23 protein-coding genes and 1 pseudogene are annotated in these 20665 nt (G+C 68.1%); 11 read left to right on the forward strand and 13 right to left on the reverse strand.

The features are described from left to right. Positions 1 to 14: 14 nt before the first annotated feature. The 3 genes and pseudogenes from AC07FA_RS31280 to AC07FA_RS31290 form a co-directional block, all read right to left on the reverse strand. Entirely contained in the window at positions 15 to 500 is a 486-nt protein-coding gene (locus AC07FA_RS31280; RefSeq protein WP_479079700.1) for a MarR family winged helix-turn-helix transcriptional regulator, read from the reverse strand. A 93-nt stretch (positions 501 to 593) separates the two neighbouring features. Beyond that, positions 594 to 1344 (reverse strand): annotated as a pseudogene (locus AC07FA_RS31285) (IS5 family transposase). A gap of 53 nt (positions 1345 to 1397) precedes the next feature. Continuing rightward, entirely contained in the window at positions 1398 to 2171 is a 774-nt protein-coding gene (locus AC07FA_RS31290) for a class I SAM-dependent methyltransferase (RefSeq protein WP_479079701.1), read from the reverse strand. Positions 2172 to 2353: 182 nt separating this feature from the next. Between AC07FA_RS31290 and AC07FA_RS31295 the strand changes: the two genes are divergently transcribed. From AC07FA_RS31295 to AC07FA_RS31305, 3 genes are all read left to right on the forward strand, one after another. Further along, positions 2354 to 2512: a hypothetical protein gene (locus AC07FA_RS31295; protein WP_479079702.1), complete on the forward strand. Its 159-nt coding sequence runs from the start codon at positions 2354 to 2356 to the stop codon at positions 2510 to 2512. Positions 2513 to 2801: 289 nt separating this feature from the next. Then, the gene (locus tag AC07FA_RS31300; protein ID WP_479079703.1) at positions 2802 to 3197 is read left to right on the forward strand and encodes a peptidase inhibitor family I36 protein; all 396 of its coding nucleotides are present in this window, start codon (positions 2802 to 2804) and stop codon (positions 3195 to 3197) included. 35 nt (positions 3198 to 3232) lie between these two features. Then, positions 3233 to 4021 (forward strand): hypothetical protein, encoded by a 789-nt coding sequence (locus AC07FA_RS31305; protein WP_479079704.1) that lies wholly within the window; start codon positions 3233 to 3235, stop codon positions 4019 to 4021. 297 nt (positions 4022 to 4318) lie between these two features. Here the strand turns inward: AC07FA_RS31305 and AC07FA_RS31310 are convergent, their stop codons facing one another. From AC07FA_RS31310 to AC07FA_RS31330, 5 genes are all read right to left on the reverse strand, one after another. Further along, positions 4319 to 4750, reverse strand: coding sequence for a VOC family protein (locus tag AC07FA_RS31310; RefSeq protein ID WP_479079705.1), 432 nt, complete (start codon positions 4748 to 4750; stop codon positions 4319 to 4321). Between the two features lie 190 nt (positions 4751 to 4940). Further along, positions 4941 to 6155 (reverse strand): glycosyltransferase, encoded by a 1215-nt coding sequence (locus AC07FA_RS31315; RefSeq protein ID WP_479079706.1) that lies wholly within the window; start codon positions 6153 to 6155, stop codon positions 4941 to 4943. Continuing rightward, a complete protein-coding gene (locus AC07FA_RS31320; RefSeq protein WP_479079707.1) occupies positions 6152 to 6952 on the reverse strand; it encodes a MerR family transcriptional regulator in 801 nt (266 codons plus the stop codon). The genes AC07FA_RS31315 and AC07FA_RS31320 overlap by 4 nt, the downstream gene beginning before the upstream one ends. A gap of 592 nt (positions 6953 to 7544) precedes the next feature. Continuing rightward, positions 7545 to 7685, reverse strand: a complete 141-nt coding sequence (locus AC07FA_RS31325) for a hypothetical protein (protein WP_479079708.1) — start codon at positions 7683 to 7685, stop codon at positions 7545 to 7547. A 49-nt stretch (positions 7686 to 7734) separates the two neighbouring features. Next, positions 7735 to 8793 (reverse strand): TIGR03617 family F420-dependent LLM class oxidoreductase, encoded by a 1059-nt coding sequence (locus AC07FA_RS31330; protein ID WP_479079709.1) that lies wholly within the window; start codon positions 8791 to 8793, stop codon positions 7735 to 7737. A gap of 512 nt (positions 8794 to 9305) precedes the next feature. On the opposite strand from AC07FA_RS31330, the gene AC07FA_RS31335 reads away from it, so the two are divergent. From AC07FA_RS31335 to AC07FA_RS31360, 6 genes are all read left to right on the forward strand, one after another. After that, a complete protein-coding gene (locus tag AC07FA_RS31335; protein WP_479079710.1) occupies positions 9306 to 10181 on the forward strand; it encodes an STAS domain-containing protein in 876 nt (291 codons plus the stop codon). Beyond that, entirely contained in the window at positions 10178 to 10591 is a 414-nt protein-coding gene (locus AC07FA_RS31340) for an STAS domain-containing protein (RefSeq protein WP_479079711.1), read from the forward strand. Before AC07FA_RS31335 ends, AC07FA_RS31340 begins: the two co-directional genes overlap by 4 nt. Continuing rightward, positions 10575 to 11042 carry an anti-sigma regulatory factor gene (locus AC07FA_RS31345; RefSeq protein WP_479079712.1) on the forward strand — a complete coding sequence of 156 codons (468 nt, stop codon included), beginning with the start codon at positions 10575 to 10577 and terminating at the stop codon, positions 11040 to 11042. Before AC07FA_RS31340 ends, AC07FA_RS31345 begins: the two co-directional genes overlap by 17 nt. Beyond that, complete coding sequence (locus AC07FA_RS31350) at positions 11042 to 12052, forward strand: SpoIIE family protein phosphatase (RefSeq protein ID WP_479079713.1); 1011 nt, start codon at positions 11042 to 11044, stop codon at positions 12050 to 12052. Before AC07FA_RS31345 ends, AC07FA_RS31350 begins: the two co-directional genes overlap by 1 nt. After that, complete coding sequence (locus AC07FA_RS31355) at positions 12049 to 13332, forward strand: PP2C family protein-serine/threonine phosphatase (protein ID WP_479079714.1); 1284 nt, start codon at positions 12049 to 12051, stop codon at positions 13330 to 13332. Before AC07FA_RS31350 ends, AC07FA_RS31355 begins: the two co-directional genes overlap by 4 nt. Positions 13333 to 13842: 510 nt before the next feature. After that, positions 13843 to 14004 carry a hypothetical protein gene (locus AC07FA_RS31360; protein WP_479079715.1) on the forward strand — a complete coding sequence of 54 codons (162 nt, stop codon included), beginning with the start codon at positions 13843 to 13845 and terminating at the stop codon, positions 14002 to 14004. Between the two features lie 79 nt (positions 14005 to 14083). Here AC07FA_RS31360 and AC07FA_RS31365 read toward each other — a convergent pair whose 3' ends face one another. Next, positions 14084 to 15256: a PP2C family protein-serine/threonine phosphatase gene (locus tag AC07FA_RS31365; protein WP_479079716.1), complete on the reverse strand. Its 1173-nt coding sequence runs from the start codon at positions 15254 to 15256 to the stop codon at positions 14084 to 14086. Positions 15257 to 15766: 510 nt separating this feature from the next. Between AC07FA_RS31365 and AC07FA_RS31370 the strand changes: the two genes are divergently transcribed. Next, positions 15767 to 16240: a MarR family winged helix-turn-helix transcriptional regulator gene (locus tag AC07FA_RS31370; protein ID WP_479079717.1), complete on the forward strand. Its 474-nt coding sequence runs from the start codon at positions 15767 to 15769 to the stop codon at positions 16238 to 16240. Positions 16241 to 16317: 77 nt separating this feature from the next. Here the strand turns inward: AC07FA_RS31370 and AC07FA_RS31375 are convergent, their stop codons facing one another. The 4 genes from AC07FA_RS31375 to AC07FA_RS31390 all read right to left on the reverse strand — a co-directional run bounded on the left by AC07FA_RS31375 (position 16318) and on the right by AC07FA_RS31390 (position 19920). Next, a complete protein-coding gene (locus AC07FA_RS31375; protein ID WP_479079718.1) occupies positions 16318 to 16845 on the reverse strand; it encodes a MarR family winged helix-turn-helix transcriptional regulator in 528 nt (175 codons plus the stop codon). Positions 16846 to 17203: 358 nt separating this feature from the next. Continuing rightward, on the reverse strand, positions 17204 to 17626 hold the full coding sequence (locus AC07FA_RS31380) for a DUF6003 family protein (protein WP_479079719.1): 423 nt from the start codon (positions 17624 to 17626) through the stop codon (positions 17204 to 17206). A 191-nt stretch (positions 17627 to 17817) separates the two neighbouring features. After that, entirely contained in the window at positions 17818 to 18156 is a 339-nt protein-coding gene (locus AC07FA_RS31385; protein WP_479079720.1) for a helix-turn-helix domain-containing protein, read from the reverse strand. Positions 18157 to 19341: 1185 nt separating this feature from the next. Continuing rightward, entirely contained in the window at positions 19342 to 19920 is a 579-nt protein-coding gene (locus AC07FA_RS31390; RefSeq protein WP_479079721.1) for a TetR/AcrR family transcriptional regulator, read from the reverse strand. A gap of 91 nt (positions 19921 to 20011) precedes the next feature. Between AC07FA_RS31390 and AC07FA_RS31395 the strand changes: the two genes are divergently transcribed. Continuing rightward, positions 20012 to 20458, forward strand: a complete 447-nt coding sequence (locus AC07FA_RS31395) for an anthrone oxygenase family protein (protein ID WP_479079722.1) — start codon at positions 20012 to 20014, stop codon at positions 20456 to 20458. Positions 20459 to 20665 lie beyond the last annotated feature (207 nt).

Here is a 20665-nt window from a genome sequence, read left to right on the forward strand (position 1 = left end):
GCCGCCCGCCCGGATCAGTGGTGCCACGCGTCACCCTTCACGTTGTGGATCATGCGCTGGAGGACCTTGAGGGTGTGGGCGTACTCTTCGTCCGGAATGCCCTCATGTACCTGGCGGCGCAGCTCCGACTGCCGCGCCGCCGCACGGGAGTACAGCTCCGCGCCCGATTCGGTCCGCAGCAGGTGTCCGTCCTCGCTCTGAAAGACCAGGCCCCGGGCGACGAGGCTGTCGATGTCGCCGGGCAGGTCATCGTCGGGGCCCGGGTAGTAGCTGAGGAATTCGGTCAGTTCCGCGCGGCCCCAGCCCTTCGGGCGCTCGCCGAGGTGGTGCAGGACCCACCAGGCGGGCTGGGTCAGGCCGAGGACGCCGAGCGCGGTCCGGATGTTCTGGACGACGGCCTGGCCGGCCGCGTTGGCCCAGTATCCGATGGGTTGGGCGATGAGGCCGGCGTCGTCGTGGGAGGGGGCGAAGGGGGCTGAGGTGCTGCTCGAAGTGGTCATGGGAAGAACGTAGAAACTCAACTTGACTTGAGGTCAAGCGCCTTGGGGTAACGAGTCGGGTCGGACGGCCGACGGGCGGACTTGTCCGGTCGCTCATGTTCGGAGCCAGATAGTGAGGGCTGCGGCTGTTGCGGTGCCGAGGAAGACGTAACCGTGCTTGTCGTATCTGGTCGCGACGGCTCGGAGTTGTCTGAGCCGGTTGATGGCTCGTTCGACGGTGTTGCGTTTCTTGTAGCGCTCTTCGTCGAAGCCGGGTGGTCGTCCGCCGCGTGAACCTTTGCGTAGGCGGGCGGCCTGGCTGTCGGTCTTCTCCGGGATGGTGTGCCGGATGCCGCGTCGCCGCAGGTACTCGCGGCAAGGCCCGTTGGTCGGCCCGCCGCGCGAGCGGCCCAGGCCCTCACCTTCCGCACACTTTCATCAGCCGGGCGCGGAGGTTCTACCACGCGGTTTCGCCCTGGTGTTCTGGGCCTTCGGCCCCCTTTGAAGCGGGGATGGGCGGCGGGTCGATGCGGGCGCCGGCGGCGTGCTGATGCGCCCGCACGATGGTGGAGTCGACCGATACGTCCCAGTCAATTTCGCCGGCCACGTCCGCCGCGGCCTGGACCTGTCGAAGCAGACGCTCCCAGGTCCCGTCACCGGACCACAGTCGGTGCCGTTCGTAGACCGTCTTCCACGGACCGAACCGTTCAGGCAGGTCACGTCACTGAACACCCGTTCGCACCCGGTGCAGAATCCCGTCGATCACCTGCCGGTGGTCCCGCCAGCGGCCACAACGCCTGTTGCTGACCGGCAGGAACGGCCGCAGCCGTTCCCACTCGGCATCACTCAGATCACCCCGCCCCATGTCCACATCAACGACCCGGACATGAAGTAGTCACATGATCGACCGGACAAGCCCTAGCCGTCCGAGGCAGTAGCCGACGGCGGTACCTCGACGACGAAGAACAAGAAGGTGGTTTTGGTCGAGAGGTCATGGAAGCCGTCAGGGAACAGTTCTCGGGCGGCCGGGTCCGGCTGCGGCTCGCTGATGACGGAAAGGCGGAAGCCGGCGGCGGTGAAGGCATCGGTCATCGCGTGCAATGGCTTGCGCCAGAACCGCATCGGGACGGACTGCCCGTTGAACGTCCAGTCGAAGGTGTAGCTGGTGGTCGCTGAGTAGTCGGGCCGAGGATCCTGGAACGTGTAGGCCACGAAAGGGTGGTCCACCGACGCGATCAGCCGGCCGCCGGGCCTGAGCACGCGCCGGATCTCGGCCAGCGTCGGTCCCCAGTCCTGCAGGTAGTGCAGGACCAGCGACGCGACCACGTCGTCGAACGTCTCGTCGGCGAACGGCAACGGGTCGCTCAGGTCGACCGCATGCAGGGCCACCTCGTCACCGAGCCGCCGCCTGGCCAACGCCAGCATCCCGGCACTGGCGTCGATGCCGGTGACGACGGCACCGCGGTCGCGCAGTGCAGCGGACAGGGGGCCTGAGCCGCAGCCGGCGTCCAGAATCCGGCGACCGGCCACATCTCCCGCGAGGGCTATCATCGCGGGCCGCTCGTAATACGCGTTCGCAAGGCTGTTCTCGTTCTCCGCCGAATACGCCTCGGCGAAGCTGTCGTAGTCGTTCACCTGGACCGAATCTGCAGGCTGGGCGAGACTCTCGGGCACGTTGGTTACGCGTTCCATCATCGCAGCCTAGTAGTCACACGATCCCCCACCGGCAGGCCGACCGCGAGCGGGGACGTGGATGGGGCGAACCTCAACTCCCCCGCAGCGGCCGTCAACTCCGCAACGGGGGTGGACGGCCACTACGGGCATCGGGCTGGGCCAGCACCAGCATCCGCTTCCGTGCGGTACGCCCGATACCCATGGCGACACCATTCCGGACGTCCGGACCGTCCGGCACCCACAGCGCGATCTGTTTCTACGTCGGCTCCCGTACGGCCCTGAGCAGGTCATCCGGCACGAAGCTCGTGAGCAACAGCGGAGAAGGCTGGGAGAACAAGGGCGTCCACCCCGTGACGTAAGGGCGGCGCCGCGCCCACGCCGCAAGCGTCCCCGCGAGGCCGAGCGGGATGGCGCAACCCGTGTCGGCGAGGTTGCCGTCGTGGTCCGGGCCCGGCGGGGTGGTGCGCGCAGAATCAAGAATGACTGCGCCGACGGGCAATGACGTCGGCATGCGGCCGAGCGCAGACTCGTCGCAGGGGGCAAGGGGCGGACACACGAGGTGCGTGGTGCGAAAGGAAACGAGCCCGCGCGCGAGCCCTCGTTCGTCACGGTCCAGGCTCCGACCCATCTCACGACCTAGGAGCGAAGATGCGCAGACGAGGTCTGTTACTGACGGCACTGGCTACGTTGAGTCTCACAGCGGGTTCCGTCGCGACGGCCGCCCCCGCGAGCGCGGACAGTTGCGTCGACGGGTGGTTCTGTCTCTACTACAACTCGGGCGGAAGCGGTTCGTTCGTCAGGATCGGCGAAAACATTCCCAACCTGTCGAGCATCACGTTCGACGCGTGCGGAACAAACTGCAATGGCATCGGGCAAAGCGTCTGGAACAACGCCGGTTCGGCGCGGAACACGAGCGATTACTACGATGCCATCGTCTTCTACCGGTTCGACTACAAGGGCCCGAGCGACTACGTCCCGACCAACTACCTCAGCAGCCTGCCGAATACGTACAACGAAGACGCGTCAGTGCTGTTCGGGCCGTGATGAGAGGGACCGTAGTCACGGCGTGTGCTGTCGCCATGTGTGTGGCGGTCGGCGGCGCGGTGGGATACGCGACGACCGCCGGCGACGGTACGGAGAGAACCGGGACCGCACGGGCCGAACTCCCCGTGCAGGCATATCTGCTCAGTTACCAGCAGCGCGACGACCTGAACAGGGCGTACGAACGGCTGGTGGAGCGCTGCATGCGTGAACGGGGCGCGCCGGTGAAGGCGCTGACGCACGTACGCCCGCCTCTGAAGGACTTCTTGGAACGCCGTTACGGCTTGACCGACCTGCAACAGGCCGAGCGGTACGGCTACGGGCTTCCCCCCTCCAGAGACGCCGCGCCACCCACCGCGCCAAAGCTGACGGCGGCCCAGCGCCGTGTCTACGACGGCGCGTCCGGCGGAGGAAGGCAGCCACAAGGCTGTGTGGGCTGGGCCGTACGCAAACTCGGCGACACCTCCAGGGCGCGGAACACCCCCTTCGCGATGGAACTGCAACGGAAGACATGGGAGGCGTCGGCCAAGGACCCCCGTGTCGTCGCGGCGGTGGCCAGATGGGCGTCGTGCATGAGTGCGCGCGGCTACCACTTCTCCTCGCCCATGGACACGCACGGCAAGGCAGTCGTCGGCAAGACCGCGGAGCGGGCACAGGCCACTGCGGAGGTTCGCTGCAACCGGTCTTCCGGCGTCGTCCGCGAGTGGTTCGCGGTCGAGGCCGCCTACCAGGAAGAAGCGATCGAACGTGACAAGGACACCCTGAACGCCGAACGATCCACCGCGTTGCGAGTCGTCGACCGGGCACGAGCGGTGCTCAACGACTGACGCGGCGGCCGGCTCATAGCGGGGACTGTGGCCCCGGTCCACACGGCGCTTCGGGGCGCCGACGGTCAGTTGGCGAGCAGGGGTGAGGGGGCGCTAGCACAGCTACCGCCCCCTCACGAGGGTCTTCTCCGCACGAAAGGAGGTGAGCCGCCGACCACCACAAAGCCGACGTACTGGTTCCGGTCGGGGCCTGATTACGCCCGCCACCGGCTTGCCGGAATTGAGGCTGCTTCTGCCGCATACGAGACCTGAGAGGTCCCCGGGAGACGGCTCCCCCCTCGCAGTCTCGGAGGAGAATCAGGCGAGGCAGAACTCGTTGCCCTCGATGTCCTGCATCGTGATGCACGACTCGTTGACGCCATCGGCGCGCTGCGTCAGCACGTGTTTCGCGCCGAGCGCCATCAGCCGTGCGCATTCAGCCTCGAGTGTGGCCAGGCGCTCATCACCCACGAGCCCTGTGCCGACCCGCACATCAAGATGCACCCTGTTCTTGACGATCTTGCCTTCGGGAACTCGCTGGAAGAGCACGCGCGGGCCCACACCCGAGGGATCAGCGCACGCGAAGTAGACCTCCTCCTCAGGCGGCAGCGAGTGGTGGTACTCCTCCCACGTGGCAAAGCCCTCCGGGACTGTCGGTACGACGTACCCCAGCACCTCGCACCAGAAGTCGGCGAGGCGCGCAGGTTCCGCGCAGTCGAAGGTCACTTGGAACTGCTTGATCGTTGACATCGGCGCACGATAACAGGGGCCCTGCTCATCCCCCCGGGCGAGTGGACCCACACGTTGCCGGGAGGACGGCCCCTGCCATCCGCTGCTGTGTCGTGCGGTCACCGGGGTGAACCGACGTCGGCGCCTCTTCCAAAGGGCGGGGCCCAGGATCCGATCTCAGCCGGCCACTCTCGTGCCAAACGGATTGGCGTCATCCGTCGGTCAGCTGCTGGATGGCCTTGAGCGCCTGGCCCGCTCCGTTCTCGGTCATCAGATGTTGCGCCGCTGTTGCGGCGGCTCGACTGTGTGCCTGCTGCTTCACTACTTGGTCAAGTGAGTCGGCAAGCCGTTCGGCGGTGAGGGATCGGAAGGGGATCGGGTCGGTGGCGGCGCCGATGGCGGCAAGTCGCGCCGCCCAGAACGGCTGGTCCGCAGTCACCGGTACGGTGACCGCGGGCACTCCAGCACGCAACGCGGCGGCCGAGGTGCCGGCCCCGCCATGGTGGACCACCGCAGCCAGCCGTGGAAACAGCAAGGCGTGCGGTACGTCCCCGATCGTGAGCACGTCGTCCCCGTCGGCGGCAAGCCCGGCACTGCCGGCTTGGAGTATGCCGCGCAGCCCGGCGCGGCGCAGGGCTTGCACAGCGATCTCGCTCAGCCGCTCGCCGTCACCGGCCGCCATGCTGCCGAAGCCGATGAGGACGGGTCGGGGTCCGGCACGCAGGAAGTCCTCCAGATCAGTAGGCAGCGGTTCGGCCGCCTCATGATGGGGCCACCAGTTGCCCACGACCTCCAGGCCGGAGCGCCAGTCGGAGGGACGAGGCACCAGGACCGTGCTGAAGCCATGCAGGATGGGCCAATTCGCCTGAACCTGTCGTCGACGCATCTCGGAAGGCGAGGCAGGGGGCAGCTGGAGGCGGCGGCGCAGCTGCGCGACAGCTTGTTCGTAGACACGGTCGGCCATGCGCAGTGCGAAGCGTCCGGTGGCTCGGTTGGCGAGACGGCCCAGTGAGCGGGAGCCTGTGACGACGGGCGGGAAGTCGCCGGTCGGTGCGGTGGGTTGGAGGTACACGCCGAGGCTCGGTGTGCCCGTGGCCTCGGTGAGGTGCCAGCCGAGCGGAGCCGTGGTGGTCGACAGCAGGAGCAGGTCCGTGCCATCGTCCATGACGTCGGCGAAGCCCTGACCCAGTTCGGTGATGAACGCGGCAGCAGTGCGCATCAGTTCACGTTTGCCTGTGCCGCTGCCACGCACCCGTGTGTCGGCGGGGAGGCTGCGAAATTTGAGCCCTGCGTCGCGTACGAGGGGTGCGAAGGTGTCTGTGGTGGCGAGGGTAACGTCGTATCCGGCTCGGCATAGTTCGGCGCCCAGACCCGTATAGGGCGCGACGTCGCCGCGCGATCCGGCTGCGGCGATCAGGATCCTCATTGGTCCTCCTCGGAATCGGTACGGCCACCTGCGTGGCGGGCCGCGTTGGCGTGAACCGCCTTGCGCGTATAGGCGGCCAGGCCCGGGCGTTGCTGCGACGGCGGTATGACCAGAGCGAATGCGCGCGGGTCGGCGACGAAGTCGTCCGCGATGCGCCGGTGCATGTCGGGCGGGCAGGAGGTGAACCATCGTGAGATGTGCAAGCGGTGCTCCTCGGCGAGGTCCATGGCCCGCTCGCCGTTGCTCAGCTCCCCCTCGTCGAAGGCCGCGAGCAGCTCCGCGCGCCAGGCGGCGGCCTCGCCCATGAGCTGACGCCAATCCTCTTTGGTGTGAGCAGCCGCGCGCGCCATCGCCTCGCGCTGTCCATCCGAGTGCGCCCACTTCAGTTCTGCCTCGGTGGCATAGCTCAGGTCGAAGGTGATCTCACCGAAGACCTCGAAGCGTTCCTGAGGAGTCAGGGACACCCCGGTCTGCTGGACCTCCATCGCCCGTTCCGCCACCTCGGCCAGCCGCTGCAGCCTGGCGATCTCCTCACTCAGCTGCCGCTGCCGCGCCCGGAGCCGCTCCAAGGGGTTCACCTGCGGATCCTTGAAGATCGCGGCGATCTCGTCGAGAGGGAAGCCGAGCTCACGGTAAAAGAGGATCTGCTGGAGACGGACCAGGTCAGCCTCACTGTAGAGCCGGTATCCGGCGTGGCTGCGGTCACTGGGCGAGAGCAGTCCCGCCTTGTCGTAGTGATGCAGAGTCCGCACCGTCACCCCGGCGAAGGCCGAGACCTGTCCCACGGAGTAACTCATCCACCTGCCCTTTCGTCGGTACACAGCTTCAAGCCTGACGTAAGGGGAGGGTCAACTCCTGCCCGCTGGGCCTCGGAGCGCGGCCGTGCCTACCTCAAGTCCTGGAGGATCGTCCGTCCCGCCCACTGCAACCACAGACGGAGGGGTACGACACCGCCCGCCGGCAACGCATCGGCTACATCGACCCGCAGGCGGACGCCAGGATGGCGCTGTGCCGTGCCGGGCAGGACGCCGAGGTGCCCTCGTACCTGCGGGCGCGGCCGGCGATGCGGTGATGGACGAAAACGCGGCGAACTGCCAGGTGTCCGGCCGGCTACATCAGCCACCAACCACCAGACCCCACCGTCAGGTTGGAAAGGACTCAGTGCTCGGACCTCGCTGCACCGTGGGGCCGAGACCCGCCGCACCGGCGACGCCGGCAGAAGACGCGAACGTCTCCTGTGCACCGTCCGGCTCGACTGCCTCGAACGTAGTCACCCGGCTGCCCATCAGCACGGGCCGCGATCCGTCGGAAGGCCGCCGCCTGGCGGATGACGCTCCCCACTGCCGACAGCAGCAAACCCTGCACCACCAGGGTGGTGACGATGACACCTCAGGTCACGAAGACGATCGTGTCGCGGTCGGGGAAGGGCGCTGCCGAGTCGAGGACCGCCGGTACTGCCAGGGCGACTGCCGGCGAGACCGCGCCGCGGAAGCCGGACACGGCACTGACCACCCGGGAGCGGTAGTTCACGCGGCGAAGACGCTGCTGCGGGCGGCGGTCCAGCAGTCGAATCAGGCGGTCAGCCGAGAGCGCGGATCGCGGCGAGGACATCCGTCATCAGCGCCGGGTCCGCGTCCTGGGCGCCGCTGACGGAGAGGCGATCGACCACGCCGGCGTAGCGGCGGTGGATCTCCCGCGCGACCGCGTCCGGTTGCCCGGACACCGCGAACGTCTCGAACACCCCGTCGTCGATCAGCTCGCCCATCTCCGTCCACCGTCCTCGTACGGACAGCCGGTGCAGCTCCTCGTGGAGGGAGATCAGGCCGTGGGTCTCCATGACGGGCCGGTAGGCGGGCGTGGAGGCGTAGAAAGCGACCCGTTCACGTACCGCGACGCGACTGGCGCGGATCTCCTCCTCGGTACGGCCGGTCGCGGTCAGGACGTTCCCCACGACTTCGAAGGGGCGCTTCGTCCAGACCTCACCGGCCTCCTCCGCCTTCGCACGGGCCTCGCGGACGCCCGGGAGGACCTTGCGGGTGAGGTATTCGACCGAGGTGAAGGGGTGGCTGAGGAAGCCGTCGGCGACCGCGCCCGCCGTGGCGGTCATCAGAGGTCCCACACCGGCGAGGAGGATGCGTGGGACACCGCCGGGCACCGGGTCGGGGGCGAAGACCGGGGTCATGAGGGTGTGGGTGTAGAAGTCGCCCCGGAAGGCGAGCCGTTCGCCGGTCTGCCAGCTGTTCCAGATCGCCCGGACCGCGTGGACGTACTCCCGCATGCGGGCGGCCGGGCGGTCCCACGGCATGCCGAAGCGACGCTGAATGTGCGGCTTGACCTGGGAACCGAGGCCGATGACCGCCCGTCCGCCCGAGGCTTCGTGCAGACCCCACGCCTCGTAGGCGAGGGTCATCGGGGTACGGGCGAAGGCGATCGCCACCCCGGTGGCCAGCTCGATCCGGGAGGTGCGGTCGGCTGCCCTGGCCAGCTGGATGAACGGGTTGTGCGAGGTCTCGGCGACCGTCACCCGGTCCATGCCGCGGCTCTCCGCGTCCATCGCTGCCGCGAGGATGCGGCCCGGATGCGCGGGAGCGGAGACGTCGAGGCGGAGACGGCCGGACGGAGTGGCGGGTGCGGTCACGTCGGGCATTCTCCTCGGGGTACGGAACGCGCCGTGCACCGCCCCCCTGCGCTCAGAACCGGACCCCGCCGACCGGCGATCCCAGCGGCCGCCTCGTGATCCACAAGTTCAACCGGACCGTGGACCGGCTGGCGACCCGGCTGCTTTCGCCGGCCAGGTCGTCATCTGACCCGACGGTCATCTCCAGCTCGGGGTGCTGCGCCATTACCGTAGGGCAATAGTTGCCATGTGGCGATAGTCTCTGCGAGGAGCTCCGAGTGCGGGGGCCTCTTCACCCTACGACCCCCGCCACCTGCGTGAACTGATCACGCTGGCCATTGGCGGCCGTTGAGCGCACCGAGGCGGAGCGGCCCTGGTGCGACCCCGGGGGCTTTCCCCTGCTGGGACCAGCGTGCTTATATTTGCCACATGGAAACAGTTGAGCGGGCAGAGGTGCTTGCCCTGGCATCCAACGCGGGAGGTCCGCTACGGGGTGTGCCGTACCTGGACGGTTTCGTCGAAGGGATCAATGAGTGAGTAGCAGTGAGGCCATCATTCGGCAGCGCGTGACGAAGGCCCTGCACGGGCGTGCGGACGAGATCGCTGATCGGTGGGTCGAGCTCCAGCAGAGTCAGCCGGAGCTGGAGGCGGGCATCTCCGAGCGTGAACTGCGTGAAGAGGCCGATGCCTTGGTCGCCGCTCTGGTCGCCGGGATGGACGGCGCGCTCCCGGTGGACAGAATCGTGAACTCCCACAGCGAGCTCAAGCGAGCGGTCAGCGATTTCTCCCTGCGCCGGGCGAGGGTGGGCGCGACACCCACCGCCACGTCGCTGGCCCTCCTCTCGATCAAGGAGGCGGTGCTTGAAGCCGTGCAGCGGAGCACCGACGAGTCGGAGGAGCTCTTCTTCGACGCTTTGCTGATCAACCGGCTGCTGGATGCGGCGGGCGCCCTGTCCTTCGAAACCTATGTCGAAGGCCGGGAGGAGATCATCCGCAGGCAGAGTCGGCAACTGCTGGAGCTGTCGACGCCCGTCGTACGTCTGTGGCAGCAGGTACTCGCTGTCCCCCTGATCGGCACGCTCGACACCGCCCGCACCCAGGTGGTCATGGAGAGCCTCCTCCAGGCGATCCAGGACCACGAAGCGCTCGTGGCCATCATCGACATCACCGGGGTTCCGACGGTGGACACAGCCGTCGCGCAGCATCTGATGCAGACGGTCAACGCCGTTCGGCTGATGGGGGCGGACTGCGTCATCAGCGGCATCCGTCCGCCGATCGCGCAGACCATCGCCCAACTGGGCATCGATCTGTCGAAGATCCTGACGCGCGCCACTCTCGCCGACGCGCTCTCCGAGGCGATCAAGCTCACCGGGGGCGCCGCGCCCGCGACCCGTGGGGCGGCCCGTTGACGGCCGACCGCCCGACGACGGGTGTTCCCATTCTGCGGCTCGGCGACGTGCTGGTCACCGGGCTGCTCAACGAACTCGACGACAAGACCGCCCTGGCCTTCATCGATGAACTCACCGAACGTATTTCGGCGGAGCGCATCCGAGGGGTACTGATCGACATCTCGCGACTCGAGATCATCGATTCCTTTGTGGCGCGCACCGTGATGGAACTGACCACCATGGCACGGTTGTTGGGCGCTCGGACGATCGTGGCGGGCATGCGGCCACCGGTGGCCATCACGCTGGTCGAACTGGGAGTCGAGCTCGTCGGTGTGGAGACCGCCCTCGACGCGGAGCGCGGCATGGCCGCCCTGGGATGGCGTCACGTTCCGCAGCCCCCGGAAGGGGCACGACATGACGCAACTCGCTAACGACTCCAGCGCTGCGGCAGACGGCCTCGAAGCCGCTTCCGCCGCACCGGAGTCCTGCACCCATATCGTGCTGCGGACGGAGGAGGACCTCCTCGCCGTCCGCCACGCGGTGCGCGCCGCGTCGCTGAGGCTCGGCTTCGGCATCGTCGACCAGACCCGAGTGGTGACCGCGGCCAGCGAACTGGCGCGCAACGCGTACATCCATGGCGGCGGCGGAGCTCTCACCATCGAGTATCCGCGCCGGCAAGGAACACCCGGAGTGCGCTTGACCATAAGTGACGGCGGCCCCGGCATCCCGGACCTGGAGGCCGCCCTCACCGACGGCTTCACCACCGGCGCCGGCCTCGGCCACGGCCTGGGCGGGGCACGCCGGCTCATGGACGACTTCGAGGTGCATTCCGCACCAGGCGAGGGCACGACCGTGATCGCCACGCGGTGGGTACGCCCGTGATGTCCGTACCCGCAATGGCGACCGTCCGCGTGCCCATCGATCACTACAGCGCCGTCCACCTCGCCGCCGCAACCACCCGCGCACTCGCCGAGCGGTGCTGCCTGCCCGGAGCTATGCCGGATCAGGCAGCGGTCATCGCGTCGGAACTGGCCAGCAACCTCGCCAAGCACGCACGCGACGGCGCTCTGTACATCCAGCCGCTCCCGCTCGGCGGCGGTCTGGAGATCATGGCCGCCGACCGCGGCCCCGGCATGTCCGAGCTCCAGCACTGCCTCACCGACGGCTACACGACCACCGGAACCATGGGCGCCGGCCTGGGTGCGGTGATGCGCATCGCGACCGACTTCACCGTCCGGACAGACACCGGATCGGGCACCCTGTCCTGCGCCAGGCTCGCCCTGCCCGACCGGACAGAGGCAGCACGGCAAGAGGTCGGACTCGTCTGCGTGCCCGCGGACAGCGAGCAGTTCTGCGGAGATGCCTGCGCCGTCGTCGACACGGATGAGGTGCGCACGGCGATCGTCATCGACGGGCTCGGCCACGGCCCGCACGCCGCCGAAGCCGCGCAGACCGCTCTGCGGTCCTTCCACGCGTCCGTGGACCGTCCGCTGACGCACATCCTGACGGCGATTCATCGGTCCCTGCGCCGAACCCGCGGCGCGGCCGTGGGGATGTTGCGCCTCGAAGCGGAACGGGCCGAATACTGCGGGGTCGGCAACGTGCGCGCCGTGGCGACGTCCCCCCACCAAGTCCACCACCGGCTGACCGGACAGCCCGGCGTCGTCGGCTGGAACATGCCGGCCCCGCAGTGCCACTACGTGCCCCTGGTCCCGGGCACGACAGCTGTACTCCACAGCGACGGCATCGACAGCAGATGGACGCACATCCCCTCGCGCTTCCTGCTGCGCCTGCCTCCGCCCCTGCTTGCCGGCGCAGTCGCCCACGGCCACCGTTCCACCCGTGACGACGCCACCGTACTCGCCGCCAGGCCCCATCAAAGGCACCGATGACCGAGAAGTCCTTCTACGCTCCGCCGCAGTTGCGCCAAGCCGTGCGGCACATGGCCGACCACTACCGGCTCCCCGTCGAGGTCCGGGCTCGCCTGGTGCTCTCCGTTTCCGACGTGGCCGCCGAGGAGCTCGGCGCAGGCCGGCCCGTGGTGCTCAGCTCGGCCCACGAGACCGGTTCGCACGACGACTCGACCGTCCTCGCCATCGCCCTGCGAGCCCCGCGGGCACGCCGGCCGCTGAGCGCCGCGGACCTGCCCATGCCCGCTGTGGCGACCGGCCCTCACTCGATCGTCTGGCGGGTACCCGTGCCCCACACACCGGGCTTGTCGCTGCCCGGCAGGCCCCCCGGCCGGAGCACCGACTGCGTACGCCCGGAGCTCCCGGCCGGACAGCCGTCGCCGGTGGAATCCCGGGCCCTCGACGAGGAGCTCCGCGCCACCGTCGCCCAGGCCGACTCGCTCACAGCCGAACACCGCCGCCTCAAGCACGAACTCGCCGAGACGAACGCCGGCGTGGTCGCCCTCTACGTACAACTCGAAGAGCGCGACGAACAACTACGCAAGGCGCACGGCCAGATGCTGCGCGAACTCGAAGACGCGCTACGCCCCCAGCCACTGGAGATCGACGGCCTGGAACTCGGTGTCCACTACGCGCCCGCGGACCCCAACACCCCCACTGGCGGCGACCTCTACGACTGGTTCGCCCTGCCCGACGGAACGCTGCACATCACCGTCGTCGACGCCCTCGGCCACGGGGTACGAAGCACCCGCAGCGCCCTCAGCGTCACCCACGCAGTGCGTACCCTCGCCCTCGAAGGCCACGAGCTGCAGTCGATCCTGGCGCGAACCCACGAGATCCTCATGCCGCTGGCACCGGAACTCATGGCGACCGTTCTCCTCGCACGACTCGACCCGGCCACCGGGAAACTGCAACTCGCCAACGGAAGCCACCCTCCCGCGCTGCTGCTCAGGGCCGACGGCACGTCGAGCTACCTCGAAGTACGTGGCCGAGGCATCGGATTCCCCCTGCCGGGCAGCGAGGAACTGCTGCACGCCGAAGTCCACTTGGGCGATGTGCTCATCCTCTACACGGACGGCCTCACCGAAAGCCGGAGGGACCCGTGCGAGGGCGAACTCCGGCTGGTCGAGGCGGCCTGCCGGCACGCGGGAAGTCCTCTCGCGGAGATCCCCAGCGCCATCGCCGCTGAGATGCACACCGTCGTGCTGCACCCTGACGACACCCTGGCCCTGGCCATCCGCCGCACCGGCCCCCTGCCCTAGGCGGAGGTAAACGCGTCCGGCTGCCAGGGCACCCATGTCTGCTCCACAGCAATTTCCTGGCACCGCCGGCCAGACCCCCGAAGTGTGGCGTGCTCACCCCACGACCCGTGCGCCTGCCCTCAACGCCCCCGCCTCCCCACCACTGGGCCCGGCGCCCAGCCCTTCCCGTCGCTCACCACCGGGCGCGGCCTCCTGCGATTGCGACGTGATCTGCACATGCCCGTCCGGTACGCCCCATGAAGTTTCCGTCCAGCGGCACCGGCCGCGTCGGCAGCAGACGCCCCTGCGAGGCGCGGCGCCCGCCCCCCCATGTGCGGGTTTCTCCGTGATGTTGCCCGCGCTGGCCATGAGGCCGTTTCCGCGGTACTCCGGGTAGAGCTCTTCGTCGACTTCACCCATCACCGCATAGGGCTGCACATCAACGGATCGGCCCGTCTGTCGGGTGACCGGGAGCTGCGGGCCGCCCACCCTTCGATACCGGTGGATTCGGCACCGGGACGACAGCCGGACATGTGGATACATCTCACCCTCCACGAGGCCTACGTCCATTGCTCCAAGCACATCCCCCGCCTCGAACCGGTGCCGCACCCGTACCGCCGTCCGCCCGAGCGGCCCAAGGACGGCGACTACTTCACCGAGCCGGTCGCTCACCGGCACCGTGCGCAGGGGTAGGCCCGCACACACCGAGGGCAGTGACTCTCAGGGGCGGGGGCCGCGGTCAGGGGCACTGCGCTTAACGGCGGCGCCACGCTCAGGGGCGGGGGCCGCGACCGAACCAGTCGAGGCAGACGACCAACGCGTCGTCGTCGGCGTCGGCGCTGAGATACGACGAGAGTTCCTGCAGGATCGCGCGGGGCACGGCGGCTGCCGGAAGAAGGCTCGCTGCCTGGATCGCGCGTGCCAGCTTCCGCTCGCCGTATGCCTCACCTGCCTCCGTGGCAGCGGCATAGACACCGTCGCTGACGAAGACCAACCGGTCACCCGGCAATGTGTCGAACTCCTGCGCTACGTACTCGGTCTCCTCGAACATCCCCAGGGGCAGCTGCGCCTCGAAGTTCACACGTTCCACGGTCTTGTCGCGCTGGCGCCACAGCTGGGGCGAGCCGGCGTCCACCACCTTGGTGTGCCCTGTGGCCAGATCGAAGGAGAGCAGGAGGGTCGAGACGTACTCCTCGCCCCGGTGCTGTGCGTAGAGGGCCTGGTCCGCCAAGGCAGCCTGGTCGGCGATGCCGATCCCGGCTCTTCGGGCATTGCGCAGAGCGTTGACGGCGAGGTTGGTGAGGAGGGACGCCTGAATCCCTTCACCCATGCCGTTGGTGACACTGAGGGTGAGCGTCTCGGAGGTCGTTGCCCAGTCGAAGTTGTCGCCGTGGATGGCGTACGCCGGCTCCAACTGCGCACCGACGGCGTATTCCTCGCGGGTGCAGGCCCGACCCGGGAGCAGCTGCCACTGCATTTCGGCGGCCAGGGTGAGGCGGCTGGCCCGACGGGCCTGAAGGTAGAGATCGGTGTCCCGCTCGGCGACGACGATCTCGTGTCCGAGCAGTTCCGCAAGTTCGGTGAGCTCCTGCATGCTCTGTTCCGTGCATCTCTCTTCCGGGAGCCGCACGGAAAGGATGCCGAGTCTGTCACCGCGAACCGTCACCGGAAGATGCAGATCCACGGCACCCTCACGGCTCACGAACTGCCCATACGGCTCCTGGCTGCCGAAGGCGCGGCCTTCGGGGCTGTCGTGTACGGGCAAGGGCTGGGCGGTGTGAGGCAACTCGGTAACCGGCTGGAGAACGGTGAGGCTGTAATCGGCCATGAGCAGGTCGACCTCTATGGCTTCATAGTGCTCGACCAGCGCGGCTCGCACCGTGTCGAGAAGGTCGTGCGGCGCGGCCGTACGCACGGCACGTTCCACAGCCAGGAAATTCGTCACGGTGAGGCCTTCTTCATCGGTGGGTCGACTGGTGCCGAGTGCCTGATGGGTCCGGGGCGGGCCATCGAGTCGCCCACAGCCTGGAAGAACGCTCCTGGCGGTGTACGTCTTTCACTCGGCCGGCCTTGACCGCGGTGCCCAGCAATGCGCGGCGTGCTGAGCCGAGCGGAGACTTCATGGAGCCGCGAATATTGCTATGCGGCAACTATCGATTCTACCGTTCGGCCGTCACGGCACCGCGCCAGGCTCGGGAGCGGCCCCTGCCAGGCTCCACAGGGGTCCCGGCCAGGCTCCACAGTGGTCCCGCGGCCAGGTCCGGCCACAGTCCCTCGTCTTCGGCTCCCACGACGGGCGGACTTGCTGTGGGACACCGGGGATACTTTCGACTGAGCGGGCAGAAGACCATGACCATGCACTGGACTCGACAGGCACGTGGCATGAAGTCCTTGACGCGCGAAGAGTGCGCATCTGTTCATGGGGAGTGAAGGCCGAATAGACCGCGAGGGGCCAATGGGCGATTCCCCGCATGAGGTGACCGAGGCGACGACCGAGGCTGTGGAGTCATTGGTCTCCCTGTGGGCACTGGCATCCCAGACCACCTCTCCCCGGCTTTCGGCCCTGCAGCTGGAAGCTCTGCTCATCACACGTCGAAATCCAGGCCTCAACCTCACCGGTTTGGCCGTAGCGGTGGGTGCGGCACCGCCCGCCGTCAGCAGACTGTGCGACCGGCTGGAAGCCGCAGGACTCCTGCGTCGCGAAACGGTGCCCACCAGCCGACGGGAGATCCAATTGGTGCTGACACCGCAGGGGAACGACATAGTCGACACATTGTTCGCCCGCCGTTCCGAGCTGTTCGGCGCCGTTCTGAGCCGCATGCCGACTGGCTCGCGGCGCGAGTTCCTGGCGGGGCTGGAAGCATTCTCGGAGGCAGCACGGACAACCGATTTGCACTCCGGCGAACAACCCGACGCCGGCCCTCGGTGACGCCTGGGTCCGGCCGGGCGACGGCTGCGTGGGAGTGGTCTGCAGCGAGGGAAGGTGGGACGAGTGCAGGACCGACGTTACGAAGCGATGGCCTCGGAAGGTCCATCCCCTGCGCTCGCGCTGTCAGACAGACAGACGCTGTCAGACAGACCGATATGTGCGGCAGCAGCTGCTTGGAACAGCTCCAGCCCTTCGGCCAACTTCGCCAAATGAGCCGGTGACATCGTCTGCAGGACCGATTCGACCTCGCGCACTCGCAACGTACGAATCTCGTCGAGGACGGCAGATCCGCGACGGCTCAAGCACAGATCGACTTCGCGGCGACTGGTTGCGCTGGGAACCCGCTCGATAAGCCCGGCGGCCTCCAGGCGATCGCACAAACGGCTCACAGCCGACGGCCGCGAGCCGAGCGCTTCACCAAGGGTCCGCTGGTTTACCTTGCGCCGCTCCTTGATCACCGTCAGTGCCCGGAACTGTGAAGGCGAGAGCGGCCCCGAAGGAGCGGCTTCCTGGCCGCGGCCCCACAGCACATGCAGCAGTTCCGACACACCGTAGGCAGCATGTGCCACCTGCTCATGGCTGTGGGAGGGAAGGCTTCTGGGCATTGAAACACTCTCTCACTAGAAAGTGAGCTTGTCAGTCATTGAGCTTACTGGTGAACCGGTGCCGATAGCTCCTGCCATTGTCGGGAGGGCCGACCGAGGTGCCCGTCCGGCATCTATTGCAGCCTTGTCATCGCAGGACCTTCACGACTCTCGCGCCGTTGGACAGACTGGGCTGCGCAGGCCCGGAAAAAGGCGTTCCTGCGGATGACCAGGTCCGTCTCGTGACGCAGATCACCAGGCGGTCGGCGGGGCACGACCGCGATCTGGCCCAACACGTTGTCGGCGCCCGTCCAGGAACCGGCGGCCATCCGTTCGAGCACTCGTAGCTGCAGGTGCCACACGGTCGGAAATGCGGTGGTCACACGGTCAGGCGACCGATGTCCTGGGGGTCGAGACCGGTCAGCTGAGCGATGCGCGGCGCCGGAATGCCCGCGGTCAGGGCACGGTGCACGAGAACTTCCCAGTCCTGGGTCGTCTCCCGGAATTCGAGCAGTGCGCTCTCCATGTCCGTGACGGCTTGGGGCGCACATTCCTGTTCCACCCGCAGGGCCTCCGCCTTGCTCAACGGAACGAGCAGGCGCTCCGCTTCGGAGGGGATGAACAGCTCCGATTCAGAGGGGAGGATGCGGACCTGTTCCGAGGAAGCTGATACGTCGTGGGCTTGCAGCCAGCCGTGTACGGCGGGCGTTTCCGCACACTCCAGAACGCCGACGGCAGCCAGGGCTGCCCCCAGCCGAGGGTGGCGGTCAGGAAGAAGGAACAGGTAAGCGTCATCGGCCATCGCGCGAAAATCGCCCTTCTCGATCGGACATCAGCGGCGCACTGATGTTAGCTCTCCCACACACCACCGAATCCCACGCTCATCCAGCCTGCTGAACCCACCGCCGGACGAACCACTTTGAGGCCTGCCTGTCCGTGCCGACTCCGGCGGGTGGGTGCGGGCCCGCCGGTACCCGGCGGGCGCGCACCATTTCAGCCGACGGAGGGTGAACTGGCCGACGTGACGGTGCGTTGGTGTTCGGCGTTGATGCGCTGGGCTTCTTCGAGCTGGTCTTCGAGGATGACGATGCGGCAGGCGGCCTCGATGGGGGTGCCCTGGTCGACGAGTTCACGCGCGCGGGCGGCGATGCGCAGTTGGTAGCGGGAGTAGCGGCGGTGTCCGCCGGCGGAGCGGAGCGGGGTGATCAGGCGGGCTTCTCCGATGGCGCGGAGGAAGCCCTGGGTGGTGCCGAGTATCTCGGCGGCCCGGCCCATGGTGTAGGCGGGGTAGTCGTCGTCATCGAGACGGCCGAACGAGTCGTCTGCTGTCATCGCACCTCTCTGTGGAACGCGTGGAGGGGCCCTGGTGCCGTATGGCACCAGGGCCCCGAAGGAACTGCTACACCATCTGCCGGCCCTGATACCGCGCCGGCCTTCTGTTTCCGCGGACCCGACCGTGATGCTGTCGGGGGTGCGGGGATCGCGGTTGCTTGACCGGAGACCACCTCACTATCGATGTCCTGCGGTACCCGGGCTCAAGACATCGGCCCGGGCGATCCTGATGGCGCTCAACTCCTCCGTTCTTCCCTCTGGACGAGCACTTGCCGAAACCGGAACTGCGTACTGCTGGTACTGCTGGTACTGCGAACTACGTGTGGCTTCGAACAGCGCCACTCTTCGGCAGCCAGCCCCGTCGCCCGTCCTGCGTCTGCTCTGGCTTGGAACCCCACTGCCGAACTTCCCGGTACGCGCGTCCGCAGCCGACGCCTTTACCGAGGGACCACTGACAACCGCGCTGCTGGGTCCTGCGAACTGCACATGCTGAACTGCTCATGGCGGCCCCTGATCACTGCGGGCCCCCCGGTCCGGCCGTCAGTCCCGTCGCCGTCCTGCAACCAGCCTGGCTTCGAAACTCCACCACCGCACCGTCCTGCGTACTGCGTGATGCCTGCCCGGCAGTTCGTGTCTGCCGGGCCTTGCTCGATCTCGACTACGAGAGAAACCATAACCACACCGCCATCCAATGTCTACCCCGGCCGACATAGATTTCCGTGCGGGAACCAGGGAGATAGTCGACCGGGGCCGCCGAAAGGGGCGGGAAGGTCACCCCACCTGCGACCACCGGCTCCGACCAGAGCCGTTGCGCCGGGGCGCTGCACGGTTAGCGGGCCGCCGACTGGGCCACAAGCACCGGCAAGACAGGGCCCCCGTACGGCCGACAGAGACCAGGCCGACTCATGGGCACGATGAGCGTCAACGTCTCACCCGCCCGCTCGGCCACAACTGTCGCCAGCGCACGCAAGACCGCCGATACGCCAGCACCACGGCCACCCAACCCCACGGACCGTCACCACCACGCTCACGCACCACCCGCAACAGCCGCTAACACAGGCCCATCCGCAGACCGGCGAACGCCTCAACCCGCGGGCGCGCGAGTCACTGGAAGCGATGCCGCGGCCGGGCCAGCCGGGCCCGAAGACCCCTGCTGCCCGGCCGTACGACGCGTCAGAACATGCGTCAGAACATGGCGAGCCGGTCCACCACCAGCTCCGCTCTCCACTCGGCGTCCCCTGCGGGTAGCCGCCCCGCCCTGGTCAGGGTCGCCAGCCCGTGCAGGGCCGCCCAGAACACCTCGGTGAACAGTCCCGGGTGGACGCCCTCCCCGGCGACCTCACCGAGAGTTTCCAGCAGGGCGGCGAAGGCGTCCTTCAGAGGCTCCGGGGTCTCCTCGTCCGCGAACGCCAGGCCGCCGTCGAGCTGGAACATGGCGTCGTAGACAGCCGGGTTGCGCTCGGCGAAGTCGAGGTAGGCGCGGGCGAGGGCGGTGACCCGGGCGCGCGGGCCGTCCGCGGCGGAGGCCGTGGCTCGCAGCGCCGCGGCCATCTCGGCGGCGCCCTCCAGGGCGACGGCGCCGATGATCTCGCGCTTACCGCGGAAGTGGCTGTAGAGGACGGGCTGGCTGTACTCGATGCGCTCAGCTAGCTGGCGGGTGGTGACCGCGTCCCAGCCCTGCTGCTCGGCGAGTTCGCGGGCCGTCGCCACGATGAGGCGCTCGCGGACCGCCCGTTCGCGCTCCTTGCGTTCCTGTACCGACATGACTCGATTCTAGCATCGCTAGACAAGCGAGCGACATAAGCGCTAGCGTTGCCCCATCATCTAGCAACACTAGATTCCAGGAGCGGCAGTCATGCTCAATGCACTTGAGATAGTCACCACCGTGATCGTCGGCCTCATGGTGGGGGTGGAGTTCTCCGTCGCCTTCGTCATCAACCCGATCCTCAACGCCCTCCCCGACGACAGCAACCAACGCGGCCGAAGCCATGGCGGCCGGATGCTCGGCGCCGCCATGCCGGTCTGGTACATCGGCTCGCTCGTCCTCGTCGCGGTCTGGGCCATCGCCGGATGGCACCACGACGGCGTCGGCCTCGTCGTCATCGCCGGCGCGCTGCTGATCCTCAGCGTGATCATGTCGCTCCTGCTGCTCGTCCCGATCAACAACCGGGGCAAGACGTGGACCCCCGAGGACCGGCCCGAGGACTGGAAGGAGCAGATGAACCGCTGGGACCGCTTCCACTATGTCCGCGTCGCCGTCATCATCGCCGCCTTCGCCCTGTTGGTCACCGCCCTCGCCTGAGTCCGCGAGCCGACACCACGCTGGTGGCGCACCATCCCCACTCCCCGGGCGGCAGCGGGCCACCCCCGCGCTCCGGTTCGCGACCCCTGCTATCAGCCACTTCAGCAGGGACTCGAAAACACCGGCGTCGCGCCACTGCCGGAAACGGATGCGGACGGTCGCCCAGGCGCCGAACTGCTGCCACAGCCGCACCGAGTACGGGCCGAC

It is taken from the genome of Streptomyces sp. NPDC045968 (assembly GCF_056430475.1).

Coding starts and splice junctions, on each gene's coding strand:
- AC07FA_RS31280 (WP_479079700.1), bottom strand. CDS start 500: ATGACCACTTCGAGCAGCACCTCAGCCCCCTTCGCCCCCTCCCACGAC.
- AC07FA_RS31290 (WP_479079701.1), bottom strand. CDS start 2,171: ATGGAACGCGTAACCAACGTGCCCGAGAGTCTCGCCCAGCCTGCAGAT.
- AC07FA_RS31295 (WP_479079702.1), top strand. CDS start 2,354: ATGGCGACACCATTCCGGACGTCCGGACCGTCCGGCACCCACAGCGCG.
- AC07FA_RS31300 (WP_479079703.1), top strand. CDS start 2,802: ATGCGCAGACGAGGTCTGTTACTGACGGCACTGGCTACGTTGAGTCTC.
- AC07FA_RS31305 (WP_479079704.1), top strand. CDS start 3,233: ATGTGTGTGGCGGTCGGCGGCGCGGTGGGATACGCGACGACCGCCGGC.
- AC07FA_RS31310 (WP_479079705.1), bottom strand. CDS start 4,750: ATGTCAACGATCAAGCAGTTCCAAGTGACCTTCGACTGCGCGGAACCT.
- AC07FA_RS31315 (WP_479079706.1), bottom strand. CDS start 6,155: ATGAGGATCCTGATCGCCGCAGCCGGATCGCGCGGCGACGTCGCGCCC.
- AC07FA_RS31320 (WP_479079707.1), bottom strand. CDS start 6,952: ATGAGTTACTCCGTGGGACAGGTCTCGGCCTTCGCCGGGGTGACGGTG.
- AC07FA_RS31345 (WP_479079712.1), top strand. CDS start 10,575: ATGACGCAACTCGCTAACGACTCCAGCGCTGCGGCAGACGGCCTCGAA.
- AC07FA_RS31350 (WP_479079713.1), top strand. CDS start 11,042: ATGTCCGTACCCGCAATGGCGACCGTCCGCGTGCCCATCGATCACTAC.
- AC07FA_RS31355 (WP_479079714.1), top strand. CDS start 12,049: ATGACCGAGAAGTCCTTCTACGCTCCGCCGCAGTTGCGCCAAGCCGTG.
- AC07FA_RS31360 (WP_479079715.1), top strand. CDS start 13,843: ATGTGGATACATCTCACCCTCCACGAGGCCTACGTCCATTGCTCCAAG.
- AC07FA_RS31370 (WP_479079717.1), top strand. CDS start 15,767: ATGGGCGATTCCCCGCATGAGGTGACCGAGGCGACGACCGAGGCTGTG.
- AC07FA_RS31375 (WP_479079718.1), bottom strand. CDS start 16,845: ATGCCCAGAAGCCTTCCCTCCCACAGCCATGAGCAGGTGGCACATGCT.
- AC07FA_RS31380 (WP_479079719.1), bottom strand. CDS start 17,626: ATGGCCGATGACGCTTACCTGTTCCTTCTTCCTGACCGCCACCCTCGG.
- AC07FA_RS31385 (WP_479079720.1), bottom strand. CDS start 18,156: ATGACAGCAGACGACTCGTTCGGCCGTCTCGATGACGACGACTACCCC.
- AC07FA_RS31390 (WP_479079721.1), bottom strand. CDS start 19,920: ATGTCGGTACAGGAACGCAAGGAGCGCGAACGGGCGGTCCGCGAGCGC.
- AC07FA_RS31395 (WP_479079722.1), top strand. CDS start 20,012: ATGCTCAATGCACTTGAGATAGTCACCACCGTGATCGTCGGCCTCATG.